This window comes from Rhizobium sp. GN54 (genome assembly GCF_021026345.1).
Lineage (GTDB): Bacteria > Pseudomonadota > Alphaproteobacteria > Rhizobiales > Rhizobiaceae > Mycoplana.
This window is the reverse complement of record NZ_JAJNCZ010000006.1, coordinates 124,851-141,365: the sequence shown is the minus strand read 5'-3', so window position 1 is coordinate 141,365 and position 16,515 is coordinate 124,851. Positions and strand designations below refer to the sequence as shown.

Annotated in this window: 14 protein-coding genes and 1 riboswitch; of the genes, 6 read left to right on the top strand and 8 right to left on the bottom strand. The window is 66.3% G+C overall.

Annotation, left to right across the window (positions count from 1 at the left end):
• Window positions 1-178 precede the first annotated feature (178 nt).
• Window positions 179-2,116: a methyl-accepting chemotaxis protein gene (locus LQK81_RS17155; RefSeq protein ID WP_230807587.1), complete on the top strand. Its 1,938-nt coding sequence runs from the start codon at window positions 179-181 to the stop codon at window positions 2,114-2,116.
• 92 nt (window positions 2,117-2,208) lie between these two features.
• On the opposite strand, the gene LQK81_RS17150 is transcribed toward LQK81_RS17155, so the two are convergent.
• From LQK81_RS17150 to LQK81_RS17115, 8 genes are all read right to left on the bottom strand, one after another.
• On the bottom strand, window positions 2,209-3,255 hold the full coding sequence (locus LQK81_RS17150; RefSeq protein WP_230807586.1) for a glutathione synthase: 1,047 nt from the start codon (window positions 3,253-3,255) through the stop codon (window positions 2,209-2,211).
• 11 nt (window positions 3,256-3,266) lie between these two features.
• Window positions 3,267-5,162, bottom strand: coding sequence for a flavohemoglobin expression-modulating QEGLA motif protein (locus tag LQK81_RS17145; protein ID WP_230807585.1), 1,896 nt, complete (start codon window positions 5,160-5,162; stop codon window positions 3,267-3,269).
• The gene (locus LQK81_RS17140; protein ID WP_230807584.1) at window positions 5,159-5,983 is read right to left on the bottom strand and encodes an N-formylglutamate amidohydrolase; all 825 of its coding nucleotides are present in this window, start codon (window positions 5,981-5,983) and stop codon (window positions 5,159-5,161) included. The genes LQK81_RS17145 and LQK81_RS17140 overlap by 4 nt, the downstream gene beginning before the upstream one ends.
• Window positions 5,984-6,091: 108 nt before the next feature.
• Window positions 6,092-6,886, bottom strand: coding sequence for a class I SAM-dependent methyltransferase (locus LQK81_RS17135; protein ID WP_230807748.1), 795 nt, complete (start codon window positions 6,884-6,886; stop codon window positions 6,092-6,094).
• Between the two features lie 5 nt (window positions 6,887-6,891).
• Window positions 6,892-7,710, bottom strand: a complete 819-nt coding sequence (locus LQK81_RS17130) for an ABC transporter ATP-binding protein (RefSeq protein WP_230807583.1) — start codon at window positions 7,708-7,710, stop codon at window positions 6,892-6,894.
• Window positions 7,707-8,735: a FecCD family ABC transporter permease gene (locus LQK81_RS17125; RefSeq protein WP_230807582.1), complete on the bottom strand. Its 1,029-nt coding sequence runs from the start codon at window positions 8,733-8,735 to the stop codon at window positions 7,707-7,709. The genes LQK81_RS17130 and LQK81_RS17125 overlap by 4 nt, the downstream gene beginning before the upstream one ends.
• The gene (locus LQK81_RS17120; protein ID WP_230807581.1) at window positions 8,732-9,763 is read right to left on the bottom strand and encodes an ABC transporter substrate-binding protein; all 1,032 of its coding nucleotides are present in this window, start codon (window positions 9,761-9,763) and stop codon (window positions 8,732-8,734) included. Before LQK81_RS17120 ends, LQK81_RS17125 begins: the two co-directional genes overlap by 4 nt.
• A gap of 181 nt (window positions 9,764-9,944) precedes the next feature.
• A riboswitch (cobalamin riboswitch) is annotated at window positions 9,945-10,174 on the bottom strand.
• A gap of 379 nt (window positions 10,175-10,553) precedes the next feature.
• On the bottom strand, window positions 10,554-11,258 hold the full coding sequence (locus tag LQK81_RS17115) for a transcriptional regulator NanR (protein ID WP_230807747.1): 705 nt from the start codon (window positions 11,256-11,258) through the stop codon (window positions 10,554-10,556).
• A gap of 174 nt (window positions 11,259-11,432) precedes the next feature.
• Here LQK81_RS17115 and oiaX point away from each other — a divergent pair, with 174 nt between their 5' ends.
• The 5 genes from oiaX to LQK81_RS17090 all read left to right on the top strand — a co-directional run bounded on the left by oiaX (window position 11,433) and on the right by LQK81_RS17090 (window position 16,448).
• Window positions 11,433-12,686 carry a 3-oxo-isoapionate-4-phosphate decarboxylase OiaX gene (gene oiaX / locus LQK81_RS17110; RefSeq protein WP_230807580.1) on the top strand — a complete coding sequence of 418 codons (1,254 nt, stop codon included), beginning with the start codon at window positions 11,433-11,435 and terminating at the stop codon, window positions 12,684-12,686.
• Window positions 12,687-12,692: 6 nt separating this feature from the next.
• Window positions 12,693-14,024 (top strand): four-carbon acid sugar kinase family protein, encoded by a 1,332-nt coding sequence (locus tag LQK81_RS17105; protein WP_230807579.1) that lies wholly within the window; start codon window positions 12,693-12,695, stop codon window positions 14,022-14,024.
• 50 nt (window positions 14,025-14,074) lie between these two features.
• Window positions 14,075-14,518: a D-erythrulose-4-phosphate isomerase gene (gene derI / locus LQK81_RS17100; protein ID WP_230807578.1), complete on the top strand. Its 444-nt coding sequence runs from the start codon at window positions 14,075-14,077 to the stop codon at window positions 14,516-14,518.
• Window positions 14,519-14,598: 80 nt separating this feature from the next.
• Window positions 14,599-15,426 carry a phosphogluconate dehydrogenase C-terminal domain-containing protein gene (locus tag LQK81_RS17095; RefSeq protein ID WP_230807577.1) on the top strand — a complete coding sequence of 276 codons (828 nt, stop codon included), beginning with the start codon at window positions 14,599-14,601 and terminating at the stop codon, window positions 15,424-15,426.
• Window positions 15,427-15,506: 80 nt separating this feature from the next.
• Window positions 15,507-16,448, top strand: a complete 942-nt coding sequence (locus LQK81_RS17090; protein WP_230807576.1) for a D-ribose ABC transporter substrate-binding protein — start codon at window positions 15,507-15,509, stop codon at window positions 16,446-16,448.
• Window positions 16,449-16,515 lie beyond the last annotated feature (67 nt).

The window sequence follows — 16,515 nt, the reverse complement described above, 5'->3', positions numbered from 1 at the left end:
ACAGTTCCTACATCGTCGCTGCCTATGACGGCAGATGACGACCTCGGGGGGCTCCGTCTGCCATCACGGCACGATGCGATCGTCATGTTTCCTTGTACGGCAACAGGCAAAACGGTGCTTCCGCACCGCATGCTCGACGTGCCGGCATTCAGATTTCATCTCGCAAGCGAGCCGACAGATGATCCTCGAGAATATCAAGATCCGCACAAAAGTTGTGCTTGTCATCGTGCTGATGGCGCTGGTGGCCCTCGCCGGGCTGGCCTATGTGAACCTGCAGCTCAAGAACGTCGACAACCGCTATTCGGCCTTCATCGCCAATGAGACGACGGCAGCCACCCTGAACGCCCGGGCGTCGCTGAACCTCGTGCAGATGGGCCTGCAGCTGACGAACGTCACGCTCCTGTTCACCCACGGCTCGAAGGACTACAAGGATGCCATCGAGCGCTACACTTCGAGCAAGTCGCTGATCCTCGGCCGTCTCGACCAGGTGGCCGAGAAGGTGCCTTCGATGGCATCGGTCGTCACTGAATTGGAGGCCGGCGTCACCGAGATCATCAAGCTCGACGAGCAGATCATCGCCTATACCGACCAGAACCGGAAGGCGGACGCGCTGCCGGTCCTGAAAAAGCGCAACGAGCTGGCGCAGGCGATCACGCCGCGCTTCTCGGCCATCACCGACGAACTCATGACGACCGTCGACGACGGCCGCAGCGCACTGGCGGAAGAGACCGGCCACACCATTCTCGTCAGTCTGATGGCGCTGGGTGCGGCAGTGCTCCTCGTCAGCGGCCTCGGCCTCTACGTCTCCTCGCGCGGCATCACCGGACCGATCGAGCGCCTGCGCCGCCGCATGCTGTCGCTCGCCGACGGCCAGACGGCGGAGGAAGTCTTCGGCCTGCAGCGCAAGGACGAGATCGGTCAGATGGCGGCCGCCGTCGGCGTGTTCCGCGACAATGCGCTGGATCGCATCCGTCTCGAACAGGACGCCGAGGCCAGCCGCAGCCTGTCGGAGAAGGAACGCCTGGAGCGCGAGGCCCAGAAGGCAAGGGAAGCCGCCGACACGCAACTGGCCGTCGACGCGCTCGCGGCGGGCCTGACGCATCTGGCCAACGGCGATGTCACCTACCGCATCGAAACGCCCTTCGTCGCCCATCTCGACGGTCTTCGCGGCAACTTCAACGATTCCGTCGACAAGCTCCAGCGCGCGCTCGAGGCCGTCGGCGAGAACGCCCGCAGCATCGACGCCGGTGCCAACGAGATCCGGTCCGCCGCCGACGACCTCTCCAGGCGCACCGAGCAGCAGGCCGCCTCGGTGGAGGAGACCGCCGCCGCCCTCGAGCAGATCACGACGACGGTCAAGGATTCCACCAGCCGTGCCGAAGAGGCCGGCCATCTGGTCGACCACGCCCGCGCGCAGGCCGAACGGTCCGGCGAGGTCATGCAGCGCGCGGTGACCGCCATGCATGCGATCGAGAAGTCGTCCGAGGAAATCAGCAATATCATCGGCGTCATCGACGAGATCGCCTTCCAGACCAACCTGCTGGCGCTGAACGCCGGCGTGGAGGCCGCGCGCGCCGGCGATGCCGGCAAGGGCTTCGCCGTCGTCGCCCAGGAGGTCCGCGAGCTCGCACAACGCTCCGCGCAGGCGGCCAAGGAGATCAAGGCGCTGATCAGCGCCTCGGGCGAACAGGTCCGCACGGGCGTGGAACTCGTCGCCGAGACCGGCGGCTCCCTGGAGGACATCGTCGGCCAGGTCCGCGAGATCAACGCCCACGTGCGGGCGATCGTCGAGGCGGCGCGCGAACAGTCGACCGGCCTGCAGGAGATCAACACCGCGGTCAACACCATGGATCAGGGCACGCAGCAGAACGCTGCGATGGTCGAGCAGTCGACAGCTGCGAGCCACGCGCTGGCCCGCGAGGCGGCGGCCCTGAACAATCTTCTCGCCCAATTCACCCTGTCGAAATCTCAGGGCCGCGCGGCGCCGCGAGTTGCCGCCGTCGAGAGCCGGCCGGTGGCCTCTCCAGCCAGGGCACTCGGCCGCAAGATCGCCAGCGCCTTCTCCGCCCGCGGCAACGCCGCCGTCGCCCAGGACGCCTCGTGGGAGGAGTTCTGAGGCTGCCAGAAGAACGCCGCACGACAGACAGGACGGCCATCCGCGAACCGCGCGGATGGCCGTTTTCAGATCAAGGATCGCTACCGGGTACTCTAGAGAGTGGCGAGCATCCGGTTGGCGATCGCCCCCGCATAGGCGTCGCGCAGGGTCACCTTGCGCTCCAGCGCCTCGATGACGGTCTCGGCGAAATCGACCTCGTAGAGGTCGTGCATGATGTTCAGCCCGCCGGGCGTGAACACGTTGATCTCGAGGATCTTGTCGCCGACGATATCCAGCCCCACCAGGAACATGCCGTCCTCCACGAGCTTGGGCCTGACCATCTCCGCGATGGCGAGGATTTCCGGCGTGATCTCGACGGCGACGGGCTTGCCGCTGGCATGGATGTTGGAGCGTACCTCGCCTTTCGCTGGCACCCGGCGGATCGCCGCATACTTGCCGTCCCGCTCGAGCGGCCGGCCGTTCATCACGAACAGGCGGATGTCCCCTTCGGTCGCCGCAGGCAGGTAGTTCTGCGCGATCAGGTATCCCTCGCCGCTGACCGCCTCGAAGATCTGGTTGAGGTTCGTCTCGTCGGGCGAGCCGATCTTGAAGACGTTCTTGCCGCCGGATCCCTGCAGCGGCTTCATGATCGCGCCCTTGGGGTGCGCCTCGAGGAAGCCGCGGATTTCGTCGATGCTCTTCGATATCAGCGTCTCCGGCCGGACCGCCGGCGGGAAGCCCTGGAAGTAGAGCTTGTTCTGCGCGAGCGACAGGCCGTCCGGATCGTTGACGACGACGACCCCGCGGGCCGCGGCCAGCCGGCCGAACATGGCGCCCACATGCGCCGCCCAGGGCCGGGCATCCGCATCGAGGGAGGGATCGTTGCGCAGAAGCAGTACGTCGATATCGCGGACGTCCATCGTCTCGACGGCCGCCTCCTCGCCCTGCAGTGCGGCATGGAGGCTCTCGGCCTTCTTGTAGCGTTTGGACGGCAGGGTGCGGCCGCGCACGCTGAGGCTGTCGTCGGGGCGCAGCACGAAATCCTCGGGCGTCAGATAGCAGATATCGTGACCCCGGCTGAGGGCGGCGAGCGCCAGCCCGGTCGTGGTATAGGTGGGGGTCTCCCCCTCGATCGAATTGACGAAAAAGGCGATACGCATGGGTGCTCTCCTCAAGCTTCGAGCATGGCAAGGGGGGACAGGCCGGCGCGCGCCCTGGCAAGGCGTTCGCGGCCACGATCGGTTTCCAGGCAGAGCGGCCGCAGGATCGGCGCCTTGAGCAGGCCGCGCGCGCCCAGTTCCTCCATCACGCCGAAATGGGCGGCCGAAATCTTGCCCATCCAGAACGGATCCAGCGCCGCGCCGGCCTTCAGATGGCTCAAAAGCGTCAGCAGCCCGCGCAGATAGATGGCATCCTTGGCGAGCCCGCCGCCGCGGTAGACCCGAAGCAGCAGCGCAAAGGCCGTCTCGGGGTCGAGCCCGTGCTCCCCCGTCATGACGCGGAACGCCTCGACGAAGGATGCGCCCGACAGCATGAGGTCGCAGCCGACCACGCGCGCAGCCAGCAGCCGCAGCCGCTCCGAGGTGAACCCGCCCGCGAGATATTCGGCAAAGACCGCAAGCCCCTCCTGCATGCCCTCATATCCCGCAAGACCGGTGCGGAAGACGCGCAGCCCCTGCGCGGAGCCGTTGAAATAGGTGAGCAGGTGGACGCCCACCTCGTGGCTGAGAAGCGCCTCGACGCGATGGCGCATCATGCGCGTGCGCCGCGAAATGAGAAGCCGCCGGCCCGACACCATCAGGCCGGCCGGCACGTCGTCGCGCAGCTCGATCACGGCATCGAATCCGTCGTAGCGCCGATGATAATCCGCCATCATCGCCCGGGCGCGGCGCTCCACGAACCCGGAATCCACGGTCTCGTCGTGGTGTTGCGCAAGCGCCGGCATGCGCCTTGCGCCCTGCGTCCGCCGGAGGACATCGAGGGCGCCTTCGAGCAGCGACGGCTCGACCGGACCATAGAGCGCGCGGCCGAACTCGACGAAACGCACCGTCTCGCGATGCCCGATCAGGGTCAGTTGCAGGTCGAGTTCCTGCCGCTTCTCGCGGTAGAGCTGGTGCAGGACGGGGTCCTCCAGCCGGTCCAGCGAGATCGAGTAGAGGCGGCGCTTCTCGCGCTCGACCAGAAGGGCCAGGGGCCGATAGAGAAAGCGCGGCGGGCGGTCGAAGCCATTGGCCCTGAATTCCTGCCATGCCGCAGCCGCATTGATCGGCGTGACGGCCAGCAGGAAATCGAAGCTGGAGGCGACTTCGTCCATGCCGCGGTCGGCGCGCTCCACGGCATCGATGAAGGCCTTGCGTCCGAACGCCCGATGGGTGGCGGGCTTCGGTAGCCCCTCCTCCGCCAGAAACGTCGTGAACGCCTGCAGGCCGGCGTCGAGAAAGTTGTCGACGATGCGCTGGCGCAGTTCGGGATAGACGATCTCCGAACCCGGCGAACGATGGATCGGCGCAAAGCGCAGCGTCAGGAGCGGCAGTTGCAGTCCCATCAGTTGTGCGCGGACGCAGGGATCCTCTTCCGCCTTGCGGCACTCCACCTGCGGCGTGCGGAAGCGGGCCTTGAAAGCCTCCACCGCGCCGGCAAAGGCCATCATCGCGGCAGTGGCCGACGTGCCGTCCGTCGCCGAGAGCCTGACCTCGAAGGGTTGCAGGAAGGGTGCATCCTCCGACAGCAGCCGGTCCCGTTCCAGTTCGTCGACGTCGAGCAGGACGAACGTGCCGAAGCGCCGTCTCAGCGCATCGGCAAGCGGCGGAACGATCGCCACCGCATCCTCGACGCGTCCGACAAGCAGATAGGACGCATGCGCCGCCGCGATCTCGCGGGCGACCGTGTGGGTATCGGCGTCCCCCACATGCAGGCAGATGAAGGGCAAGGGCCGGTCGATATGCAGCCGGCCGCCGGGAAATTCCTGGCGCACGGACTTGCCGGCTTCCAGAGCCGCGAGCGCCTCTTCCAGCGCAAACTCCTGCCGTGCCGGCCGTTCCTCGGGCTCCGTCTTCGCCGCGTTCATGAAACCTCCCGCAGCGCCCTTTCCAGCGCCGGCACCGACGCATCGACCAGATCGCGCAGCGCTGCGACGGCGCGCGGGTCGGGCTGCCCGGTCCACTCGTCCATGAAGATCTTCTTGAATTCCACCGCCAGCGCGCAACCGTTCTCTGGAAAGTGTTCATGGACGAAACGGGTCTGCTCGCCGCGCCCCTCGAACGCCACGTTCTCCCGCACGTCCAGTTTCCTGCCGGGATAATCGAAACGGCGCGCGGCATCGACGAAGGCGTCGACGACGGGCGCCCAGCGCTCCCGGTCCATCGAATGGGTGCCGATGTTGATGTCCGGCGCCTTCTCCGGGTCCGTCGGTTCTTCAGCGGGGCCGGCGCGGCGGTGGTTGTAGCTGTGGATGTCGAGCACGACGAAACGCCCGTGCTGCTCCTCGATGTCGCGAAGATAGGCTTGGAGCATGGCGTAGTAGGCATCGTGGATCGCGAGGCTTTCGGCCACCATGGCCTCCGACGGCTGCTCGCGCCAGACATCGATGCCCCATGCCTGCTCCGGCCGGAGGTAGACGGCGCCGTCGCGCGGCCGGTTCAGGTCGATCTCGAAGCGGGACTGGTGAAAGACGATCCGGTTCGACAGGCCGGCGATCGTCTGGCCCGTGAACGGATCTTCCTCGCGCAGCCGCTCGTCCTCCGAAATCCGCATCGTCCGCAGGATATCGGGCCGCATCGCGTGACCGTCGTGTATGGCGGTGCCGACGACCGGCGACGTGCCGCCCCGATGCGTCGTCCACCGGGGGGGCACGTTCACATGGTCGGCATGCTTTGCATCTTCCTGCATCTGGATCGTCGTTCCCTCGCAAACCTCGGAAGGAAATGCCCAGGGGCGTCTTTCGTTCCGTGCCGCGGACAGGGAACGCCGACGATGCGCTTCAGATGCCGCGCATCGTCAGGCCCGTTCGTCCGGCGCTGCGGGCCGCGAGGCTGCAAGGATGAAACGCCGATAAAACAGCGTTCGCAGCCTGTTGCGAAGATCGGCCGTCCGGCGCTGGGCAGCGGCGATCGGGCGATGCGACGCCAGGCGGATATCGCCGAAGCCGGCAGCCTCCACGAGCGGCACGAGCCTTTCGGCCGTCAGCCCCTCCCCGAACGGCAGGCGGTCCATGATCGACTGGTGGCGTTCGCTCATCGCCCCGTCATAGTGCGGATCGTGGCCGACGAAGCGCTCGAGCGCGCTCACCGCAAGCAGGGCCAGCCGCCCGATCGGCGTCGGCCTCGCCCAGTTCCCGTCGAACACGAGCAGCCTGCCACCTGGCTTCAACACCCGGAACCAATCGGCAAGCGCCTGTTCCGGCTCTGTCAGGGTCCAGACGAGATGGCGGCAGACGACGGCGTCGTAGCGATCGTCCGGCTCCATCGTCCGCTCCGCATCGGCAAGGATGAAGCGGACCCGTTCGTTTCCCGCATGCTTGTCCCGCGCGACCTTCAGCATCGCCTCGGAGAAATCGAGGGCGACCACCTCATGACCGAGCGAGAGCAGGACATTGGTCACCTCCCCGGTTCCGCAGGCAAGCTCCAAAACCCTGCACGGCGCCTCCCCCAGGACACCGCGGATCGCCCCCGCCCAGGCGTCGTGTTCCGGCCCCGGCGGGATCCGGTGACCGAAGGCAAGGTCGAACGTCTCCGACCGCTTCGACCAGTATTCGCGGATGTCTTCCTTCAGATGATGGTTGCGCGCATCCATCGGCATCAGGTTCCCGTTGTCGCAAGGGCTACGACGGGAGCGGCACGCCGCCCCGGCGACGTTCGCCCGGGACGGAAGCGGATGTGGCAGCCGCCGTCCGGCTCGTGCTCGATTGCGACATCGACGCCGAAGACGTCGCGGATGCGCTCCACGGTCAGGACATCCCGCGGTCGCCCCAACGCGACGAGCCGGCCTGCCTGCATCACGGCGATCCGGTCGCAGAACATGGCGGCGTGATTGAGGTCGTGCAACGCCGCCACCACCGTCAGGTCCTGGCGCTGCACCAGATCGAGCAGGCTGATCTGATGGCCGATATCGAGGTGATTGGTGGGCTCGTCCAGCAGCAGGATCCGGGGCTGCTGGGCCAGCGCGCGGGCGATGTGCAGCCGCTGGCGTTCGCCCCCCGACAGCGTATGCCAGCTCCTGCCTGAAAGGTGGGCCATGTCGACATTGTCCAGCGCCGCGTCGACGATCCGGTCGTCGTCAGGCGACCAGGGCGAGAGCGGCCCGAGATAGGGCGTGCGGCCGAGCTCGACGGCCTGGCGCGCGGTGATACGCTCGCCGGTCTCCGCCTGCTGTTCGACCAGCGCCAGCCGCTGCGCCACCGTGCGCCGACCGAGCGCGCCGATCGGCACCCCGTCCAGCAGCACCTGTCCCGACCGGGGCTTGCGGATGCCGGAAAGCAGCGACATCAGGCTCGTCTTGCCCGAACCGTTCGGCCCGATGATGCCGAGAAATTCGCCGGTCTCGACCGCAAGGGAGACATCCTTGAGAATGTCGGCGCCGCCGGCCGACCATGAAACGCTTCTGGCGGTCAGCCTCATGCGCGCGCCCTCCCCTTCGCGAGGATCAGGGCGAAGGCCGGCGCACCGATCAGCGCGGTGATCACGCCGATCGGCAGGACCTGGCCGGGAATGATGGTGCGCGACAGGATGTCGGCGAGGATCATGAACACTGCCCCGGTCAGGGCCGCGGCCGGCAGCAGCACGCCATGGCGCACGCCGACCAGGAGCCGCGCCGCATGCGGAATGACGAGGCCGACGAAACCGATGGAGCCGACGATCGAGACCATCACCGCGGTCATCATCGCCGACACACCGACGAGTGCAAGATAAGTGCGTCGCACCGAGATCCCGAGCGAGGCGGCCGATTCCGCGCCGAAGGTGAAGGCGTCGAGCGAGCGCGCATGCCACAGGCAGACGACGAGCCCCACAAGTGCTGCCGGAACGGCCAGCCAGGCATCCGCCCAGCGCACGCCCGACAGGTTTCCGAGCAGCCAGAACATGATGCCGCGCGCCTGCTCCGCCGTCGCCGCCTTGGTGACGATGAAGGAGGTGAGCGCGTTGAAGAGTTGCGAGCCGGCGACGCCGGCGAGGATGATCGCCGCCGTGCCGCGCCCGGCCTTCACCGCCAGCACGCTGACCAGGACGAAGGCTGTGATCGCGCCGAGGAAGGCCCCGAGCGGCAGGGTCAGCACGCCCGCTCCGATGCCCAGGATCGCGACGCCGACCGCGCCCGTCGAGGCGCCCGCGGAAATTCCGAGGATATAGGGATCGGCGAGCGGGTTGCGCAGCAGCGACTGGAGGACCGCGCCGGAGAGCGCCAGCGCCGCTCCGCAGGACGCCGCCACGACGGCCCGGCTCAGCCGGTAGCTCCAGATGATGCCCTCATCGATCGGCTCCAGCGGGTAGCCGGCATTCCACAGCCGGTTCGCCACCGTCTGGGCGACCGTGGCGAGCGGGATCGCCGTCTCGCCGATCGCTGCCCCCATCCACAGCGCCAGCAAGAGGATGACGAGCGCGGCGATGGCCGCACCCGTCCGTCCGCCCGATGTCAGCGTCCGGTTCACTTGGCGAGGCCGGCGTTGGCGATGGCGTCCGCCAGGGCTTCAATGCCCTCGATCGTCCGGATCGTCGGGTTCATCGCCTGGGCGTCCATGTCGAAGACATGACCGTTCTTCACCGCCGGCATCAGGCTGGCGACCGGATCGGCCTTCAGGAATTCGAGCTTGGCCTCGAGGCTGTCCAGCGGATAGCGCCGCCGCTCCATGGAGCCGGCGACGATGATCGCCGGATCGGCCTTGGCGATCGTTTCCCAGCCGACCGTCGGCCACTCGTCATCGGTCTTGATGATGTTCTCGATGCCGAGCGCCGACATGATGTAGCCGGGCGCGCCGTTCTTGCCGGCGACATAGGGATCGGCGTCGGCGGCGCTGGAGAACCAGAAGACGGCCGACAGCCTGCCCTGTGCGGAGGCGACCTTGGCGCGGGCGGCCTCCTCGCGCTTCTTCAGGTCGGCGACGACAGCCTCGCCCTTTTCCTGGACATTGTAGATCTGCGCAAGCTCGCGGATCTCCTGATAGACCAGGTCCATGGTGAAGACCTGATGGCGCACGCCGTCGCTCGCGGCGGAATTGTCCTTGCCGACACAATCGGACGGCGAGGTGTAGACCGGGATGCCGAGCTCCTCGAACTGTTCCGGCCTTCCGACCACGCCTTCCGGCCCGACCTGCCACTGGAACTGCACGGCGACGATGTCCGGCTTCCTGGCCAGAACGCTCTCGAAGCTCGGCTCGTTGTCGGCGAGCCGGTCTATCCGCGCGTTCACCTCCTCATAGCCCTTCAGCACCGGCCCGACCCAGAGCGCGGTACCGACCACCTTGTCGGCAAGCCCCAGCAGATAGAGGATCTCGGTGCTGCTCTGGCCGATCGAGACCGTGCGCGACGGCGCACTTTCGAAGGTCACCGGGCGACCGCAATTCTGCAGCGTCAGCGGATAGCTGGTCTCGGCAGCACTCGCCTGGCCATGGAAGGACGATGCGGCGAGGCACAGGGCGACGAAGCCCGCGCGAAGCGGTTGTTTCAAATGAATTTTCATGGAATTTCCCCGAAATAGCTGGGACGCCCGCAAGGGCGCCGTTGAAAAGGCGGAAAAGCCGTCAGGCCGTCCGGTCGCTCGAAGGATCGCCAGGTCTCGGGAAAGGCAGCGCGAAGACGCACAGCAAGGCGCCGATGGTCGTCATGATAGGCTCCTGTTCCGGGCTTCCCCGCCCGTGACGTTGGATCGATGGCTGACGGCAGGTCTCCTGGCTCGCGGACATGCGCCGTTCATCTGCCTTCCCGCGCGTTGCGCAGTGGCATGGCGCCGAGGCGCCACGAGGATGAACGGCAATCCGCTTACAGTTGCGGGGGCAGCCACGGTTTTGGTCCCGACTTGGGTCGTCCGCACCGTGTTCCCTATTAATCCCCTCCGCTTCGTGGGCGGGGAACCGTCGTCTTCCAGATAGACGTTTGCGCGCCGCGCCGTCAAGCAAGCCTGACCGGCAACTTTGCGTTCTGCACGCAATAGGCGCGGCCGGACTGGCACCCGTGCCGGCGCATCCGATGCGGGGCAAGGCTTTTCGGCACGGTCTGGAACGGTCATCGAACTTCCCTCGGGATCTGACCGGGCCTGATTAGTGTAATAGTATTACATGAGTCAATCGACTTGTTATTTTATAACGTCACATTCAAGCGCAAATGCGGCCGCCGTCCCGCGCCGAACGCGCGGGGCCCATCACGACCCGGAGATTTCAGGAGGATCTGCGACCGTCCGCAGCGGTCCGGACGGTTGAAGCGATGAATAGCGATAAGTCGTCCCGGAACGGCGTCACGGACCTGTGGCCGGATCAGCGGTTGTAGAGCGCTCTCGATCGTTCGAGATGCTTCAGCATCGCCGCTTCCGCGCCTTCGGCATCCCTGCTCCTGAGCTGGTCCAGGATTTCCTCGTGCTCCACCAGCGTGAGCTTTTCCTTGCCGGTCCAGATCAGCATGTCCGTGTGGTATTCCTTCAGCCAGGCCAGCATGGCCTCGCTGACGGCAACATAGATCGGGTTGCCCGAAATCTGGGCGATCCGGCTGTGAAACTGCATGTCGGCGGCGATGAAAGCTTCCGCGTCCCCGAGCGAGCGTCGCTGGCGCTCGATGATGGCCCCCAGATCGTCGATATCGCCGCTCCGGGCGCGTTGCGCCGCCTCGCGGGCCATGCCGCGCTCGAAGAAGATGCGGGCGCTCTTGAGATGTTCGAGCGTATCGGTCGACTGCGACAGCATGATCTTCGCCGTCAGGTCGACCTGACGGAAGATCGATTGCGCGGTCAGTTGCAGCACCTTCGCCCGCTCGCCGTGGGAAATGCTGAGCAGGCCCTTGTTGGCGAGCGACTGCATCGCCTCGCGGATGGCGGGACGGCCGACGCCGAAGCGCTCCATCAGCACGCGCTCCGAAGGCATCTCGTCGCCCGGCTTCAATTCTCCCGACGTGATCATCCGCTCCAGCCGGTCGAAGACCTCGTCCGACAGCTTGCGCCTGACGATCGGCTCGATGGTTTGGGGCATGGCGTCTCTCTGGCTCATTCTCCCTCCCTTAACATTTCTGCATCTTGCGACAAGCCAGGACGGCCGGAATCGGTTTTCTGAAAATTTCCGTTGCAGAAATTGGAATACTTATTATACCAGATCATGAGTTGACGCCACGACAAAGTGACGTGGCGAGGAGGAGCAACGGCTTTCATGCTGATCACCCTGACCTACCGCATCGAGACGCCCGGCAGCGTCGAGGCGATGGCGAACAAGATCGCCAGCGACCAGTCCACGGGCACCTTCGTCGCGGTGCCGGGCGAGACGGAGGAGCTGAAGGCACGGGTCGCAGCGCGCGTACTCGCCATCCGTCCGCTCGAGGACACCTTCTCCCCCACCTGGCCGGAGGCCGAGACGGGGCAGCGGCTCAACCGCGCCGACGTTGACATCGCCTTTCCGCTCGATGCCATTGGCACCGACCTTTCCGCGCTGATGACGATCGCGATCGGCGGCGTCTTCTCCATCAGGGGCATGACCGGCATCCGCATCGTCGACATGAAGCTGCCGGAGGCGTTCAAGGGCGCCCATCCGGGCCCGCAGTTCGGCATCGACGGCAGCCGCCGGCTGACCGGCGTCGAGGGCCGTCCGATCATCGGCACGATCGTCAAGCCGGCGCTCGGCCTGCGCCCGCACGAGACGGCCGAACTGGTCGGCGAACTGATCGAGTCCGGCGTCGATTTCATCAAGGACGACGAGAAACTGATGAGCCCGGCCTACTCGCCGCTGAAGGAGAGGGTTGCGGCGATCATGCCGCGCATCCTCGACCACGAGCAGAAGACCGGCAAGAAGGTGATGTACGCCTTCGGCATCTCGCATGCCGATCCGGACGAGATGATGCGCAACCACGACCTCGTGCTCAAGGCCGGCGGCAACTGCGCGGTCGTCAACATCAATTCCGTCGGCTTCGGCGGCATGAGCTTCCTGCGCAAGCGCTCGGGTCTCGTGCTGCATGCGCATCGCAACGGCTGGGACGTGCTAACCCGCGACCCCGGCGCCGGCATGGATTTCAAGGTCTACCAGCAGTTCTGGCGCCTGCTCGGCGTCGACCAGTTCCAGATCAACGGCATCCGGATCAAGTACTGGGAGCCGGACGAGAGCTTCGTCCAGTCCTTCAAGGCCGTCAGCACGCCGCTGTTCGACCCTTCCGACCGGCCGCTTCCCGTCGCGGGGTCCGGTCAGTGGGGCGGCCAGGCGCCGGACACCTACCGGCGGACGGGGCGGACGACCGACCTTCTCTATCTCTGTGGCGGCGGCATCGTCAGCCATCCGGGCGGCCCGGCGGCCGGCGTCCGCGCCGTCCAGCAGGCCTGGCAGGCCGCAGTCGCCGACATCCCGCTTGGCGACTACGCCAAGGACCATCCCGAACTTGCGGCCTCGCTCGCGAAATTCGGTGACGGCAAGGAGTAAGCATTCATGTCAGACCTGCTCGTCAGCTACTACGGTGACGATTTCACCGGCTCGACCGACGTGATGGAATCACTTGCGGCAAGCGGCATTCCGACCGTCCTGTTCCTGGGCGTGCCGCAGCCCGAAATGCTGCAGCGGTTCGCCGATTGCCGCGCCATCGGCATCGCCGGCACGAGCCGCAGCGAAACGCCGGAATGGATGCAGGAGAACCTCGTTCCCGCATTTCAGTGGCTGAGGAGCCTTGGCGCTTCGGTCTGCCACTACAAGGTCTGCTCGACCTTCGATTCCGCACCCCAGGTCGGCAATATAGGCAAGGCGATCGAGATCGGCCGCGACGTGTTCGGCCAGGCCGGCGTGCCGGTCATCGTCGGCGCGCCGCAACTGAAGCGCTACACCGCCTTCGGCCACCTCTTTGCCGCCTATCAGGGCCAGGTCTACCGCATCGACCGCCACCCGGTGATGAGCCGCCACCCGGTGACGCCGATGGCGGAGGCCGATCTCGCCATCCATCTCGGCCGGCAGGCCGATCTGCCCGTGGCGCTGGCCGACCTCGTCACGCTCACCGCGCCGGATGCGGATGCGCGCCTTTCAGCCCTTGCCGGCACGCCCGGCATCCTGCTGATGGACGTCGAATCCGCCGAGAGCCAGGCCGCGGCCGGCCGGCAATTGTGGCGGCTCAGGACCGAGGGCGGTTTCTTCGTCGCCGGCTCGTCCGGCGTCGAATATGCTCTCCTCGAAGCCTGGCGACAGCAGGGCCTGATCGGCGGAAAGGTCGAGTTCGCCGAACCCGGCAAGGTCGACCGCCTCGCGGTCGTCTCCGGCAGCGTCTCGCCCACCACCGAACGCCAGATCCGCACGGCGTTTTCCCAGGGCTTCAAGGGCATCGACCTCGACCCGCTGTCGCTCGTCGGCGAAAGCGGCGACCGGGCGATCGAGGCCGCCATCGCCTCCGGGATCGCGGCGCTGAAGGAGGGCAACAGCGTGCTGCTGCATACGGCCCTCGGCCCGTCGGCCGATCGGGGTAGCGAGATCGACCGCGTCGAAGGCGCGCGACACCGGCTAGGCCGGGCGCTCGGAGCGATCCTGCGCCGCCTCGTCGAGAGTGAAGCCCTGCCCCGCGCCGTCATCGCCGGCGGCGACACCTCCAGCCACGCGCTGCAGGAATTGCGCGTCGAGGCGCTGACGACGCTCCTGCCCCTGCCGCAGACGCCGGGCTCGCCGCTCTGCACCGCGCATGGCAGCTACGCCCCGACCGACGGCCTGCAGATCGCGCTGAAGGGCGGCCAGATCGGCACCGACGGCTACTTCGCGCAGATCCGCGACGGCAGCCGCGCCTGACAGGGCCGGAATCGGAATTCACGCCAGTTGAGCGATCGAAAGGAAGAAACATGAAAATCGTCATTGGAGCCGACAGCGCCGGCAAGCCGCTGCTCGACGTCATCGCCACCCATCTCGCGGGCCGGGCGGACATCGACGTCCACGACCTGAGCCAGTCCGGTTTCTATGCCGACCTGTCGCAGAAGGTTGGCCAGTCGATCGTCGACGGCGACCACGAACGCGGCATCCTGTTCTGCGGCACCGGCATCGGTGTCTGCATCTCCGCCAACAAGGTTCCCGGCATCCGCGCCGCCCTGACGCACGATACCTATTCGGCGGAACGCGCGGCCAAGTCCAACAACGCGCAGATCATCACCATGGGCGCCCGGGTCATCGGCCCGGAACTCGCCAAGGCGATCGTGGACACGTGGCTGGCCTCCAGCTTCGACCCCGAAGGTCCGTCGGCCGGGAACGTCCAGGCGATCGACCGTCTCGACGAAGGCAAGAAAGCCTGATCGTTGCCACAATAATGATGGGATTGTGATTGACTCATCATACCAGTTATTATGCCAATCCAACCCTGAGGTGAGGAAACATGACAGCAATTGCTCTCTTTGGCGCCGGTGGCAAAATGGGATACCGGCTCGCCAAGAACCTGAAGGGCTCGCGTTTTGACGTGCGCCACGTCGAGGTCAGCGACGCCGGCAAGGCGCGACTGAAGGACGATCTCGGCATTTCATGCGTGTCTGCCGACGAAGGCCTGAACGGCGCCGAGGTGGTTATCCTCGCCGTTCCGGATACCGCGATCGGCAAGGTCGCCGCCGGCATCATCGACAAGCTGAAGCCTGGCACCATGGTCGTGGTGCTCGATGCCGCCGCCCCCTTCGCAGGCCACCTGCCGGAACGCGCGGACCTGACCTATTTCGTCACGCACCCCTGCCATCCGCCGATCTTCAACGACGAGACCGACCCGGCCGCCAAGCGCGACTTCTTCGGCGGCGTCGCCGCCAAGCAGCACATCGTCTCTGCCCTGATGCAGGGCCCGGAAGAGGCATATGCGCTGGGCGAAGAGATCGCCAAGGTCATCTGGGCCCCGGTCATGCGCTCGCACCGCGTCACCGTCGAGCAGATGGCGATGCTCGAGCCGGGCCTTTCGGAAACCGTCTGCGCCTCGCTGCTGGTCGTCATGCGCCAGGCCATGGACGAGTGCGTCCGCCGTGGCGTCGACAAGGAAGCGGCTCGCGACTTCCTGCTCGGTCACATGACCGTGCTTGGCGCGGTCATCTTCGAAGAGACGCCGGGCGTCTTCTCCGATGCCTGCAACAAGGCCATCGAATTCGGCATTCCCGCGCTGATGCGCGACGACTGGAAGAAGGTTTTCGAACCTCAGGAGATCGCCGAAAGCATCCGGCGCATCACCTGATGCCCTCGGGAGGGGCCAAGGCCCCTCCCTTTTCGCCCCGCTGAGGATGGGGCCTATCGTTTTACTTTGGGAGGAAAAACATGAAACTGACTCGCAGACTTACGCTTGCGGCCTTCGCCGGCGCACTCGCCCTCGGCACCGCAATGCCGGCCTTCGCGGCCGACCTGATCGCCATCATCACCCCGTCTCATGACAACCCGTTCTTCAAGGCCGAAGCCGTCGGCGCGGAAGCGCGCGCGAAGGAGCTCGGCTACGAGACGCTGGTCCTCGTCCATGACGACGACGCCAACAAGCAGTCCCAGCTGATCGACACGGCCATCGGCCGCGGCGCCAAGGCGATCATCCTCGACAATGCCGGCTCGGAAGCCTCGATCGCCGCCGTCCAGAAGGCCAAGGACGCGGGTGTGCCCTCGTTCCTGATCGACCGCGAGATCAACGCCACCGGCATCGCCGTCTCGCAGATCGTCTCGAACAACTACCAGGGCGCGCAGCTCGGCGCCGAAGAGTTCGTCCGCCTGATGGGCGAGAAGGGCAACTACGTCGAACTGCTCGGCCGCGAAGCCGACCTCAACGCCGGCATCCGCTCCAAGGGCTATCACGACATCATCGACGAATATCCGGATATGAAGATGGTTGCCCAGCAGTCGGCCAACTGGAGCCAGACGGAAGGCTACTCCAAGATGGAGACCATCCTGCAGGCCAACCCTGACATCCAGGGCGTCATCGCCGGCAACGACACGATGGCGATGGGCGCAATCGCAGCGCTCCAGGCCGCCGGCCGCAAGGACGTCATCGTCGTCGGCTTCGACGGCTCCAACGACGTCCGCGACTCGATCAAGGCGGGCGGCATCAAGGCGACCGTCCTGCAGCCGGCCTATGCGCAGGCCCAGATGGCCGTCGACCAGGCCGACACCTACATCAAGACCGGCAAAGGCCCGGCCGAGGAAAAGCAGCTGATGGACTGCGTGCTGATCAATGCCGACAACGCAGATCAGCTCGAGACTTTCGCGCTGAAGGACTAAATCCTCCCAGGACGAGCTTGCGAGGCGGAGCGATCCGCCTCGCAAGTCGCATATCGACATGACGGAG

Excerpts from the sequence above, each read along its gene's own strand:
- oiaX (WP_230807580.1), top strand. The coding sequence starts at position 11,433 with ATGCTGATCACCCTGACCTACCGCATCGAGACGCCCGGCAGCGTCGAG.
- LQK81_RS17105 (WP_230807579.1), top strand. The coding sequence starts at position 12,693 with ATGTCAGACCTGCTCGTCAGCTACTACGGTGACGATTTCACCGGCTCG.
- LQK81_RS17145 (WP_230807585.1), bottom strand. The coding sequence starts at position 5,162 with ATGAACGCGGCGAAGACGGAGCCCGAGGAACGGCCGGCACGGCAGGAG.
- LQK81_RS17115 (WP_230807747.1), bottom strand. The coding sequence starts at position 11,258 with ATGCCCCAAACCATCGAGCCGATCGTCAGGCGCAAGCTGTCGGACGAG.
- LQK81_RS17155 (WP_230807587.1), top strand. The coding sequence starts at position 179 with ATGATCCTCGAGAATATCAAGATCCGCACAAAAGTTGTGCTTGTCATC.
- derI (WP_230807578.1), top strand. The coding sequence starts at position 14,075 with ATGAAAATCGTCATTGGAGCCGACAGCGCCGGCAAGCCGCTGCTCGAC.
- LQK81_RS17135 (WP_230807748.1), bottom strand. The coding sequence starts at position 6,886 with ATGGATGCGCGCAACCATCATCTGAAGGAAGACATCCGCGAATACTGG.
- LQK81_RS17095 (WP_230807577.1), top strand. The coding sequence starts at position 14,599 with ATGACAGCAATTGCTCTCTTTGGCGCCGGTGGCAAAATGGGATACCGG.
- LQK81_RS17150 (WP_230807586.1), bottom strand. The coding sequence starts at position 3,255 with ATGCGTATCGCCTTTTTCGTCAATTCGATCGAGGGGGAGACCCCCACC.
- LQK81_RS17090 (WP_230807576.1), top strand. The coding sequence starts at position 15,507 with ATGAAACTGACTCGCAGACTTACGCTTGCGGCCTTCGCCGGCGCACTC.
- LQK81_RS17130 (WP_230807583.1), bottom strand. The coding sequence starts at position 7,710 with ATGAGGCTGACCGCCAGAAGCGTTTCATGGTCGGCCGGCGGCGCCGAC.
- LQK81_RS17140 (WP_230807584.1), bottom strand. The coding sequence starts at position 5,983 with ATGCAGGAAGATGCAAAGCATGCCGACCATGTGAACGTGCCCCCCCGG.
- LQK81_RS17120 (WP_230807581.1), bottom strand. The coding sequence starts at position 9,763 with ATGAAAATTCATTTGAAACAACCGCTTCGCGCGGGCTTCGTCGCCCTG.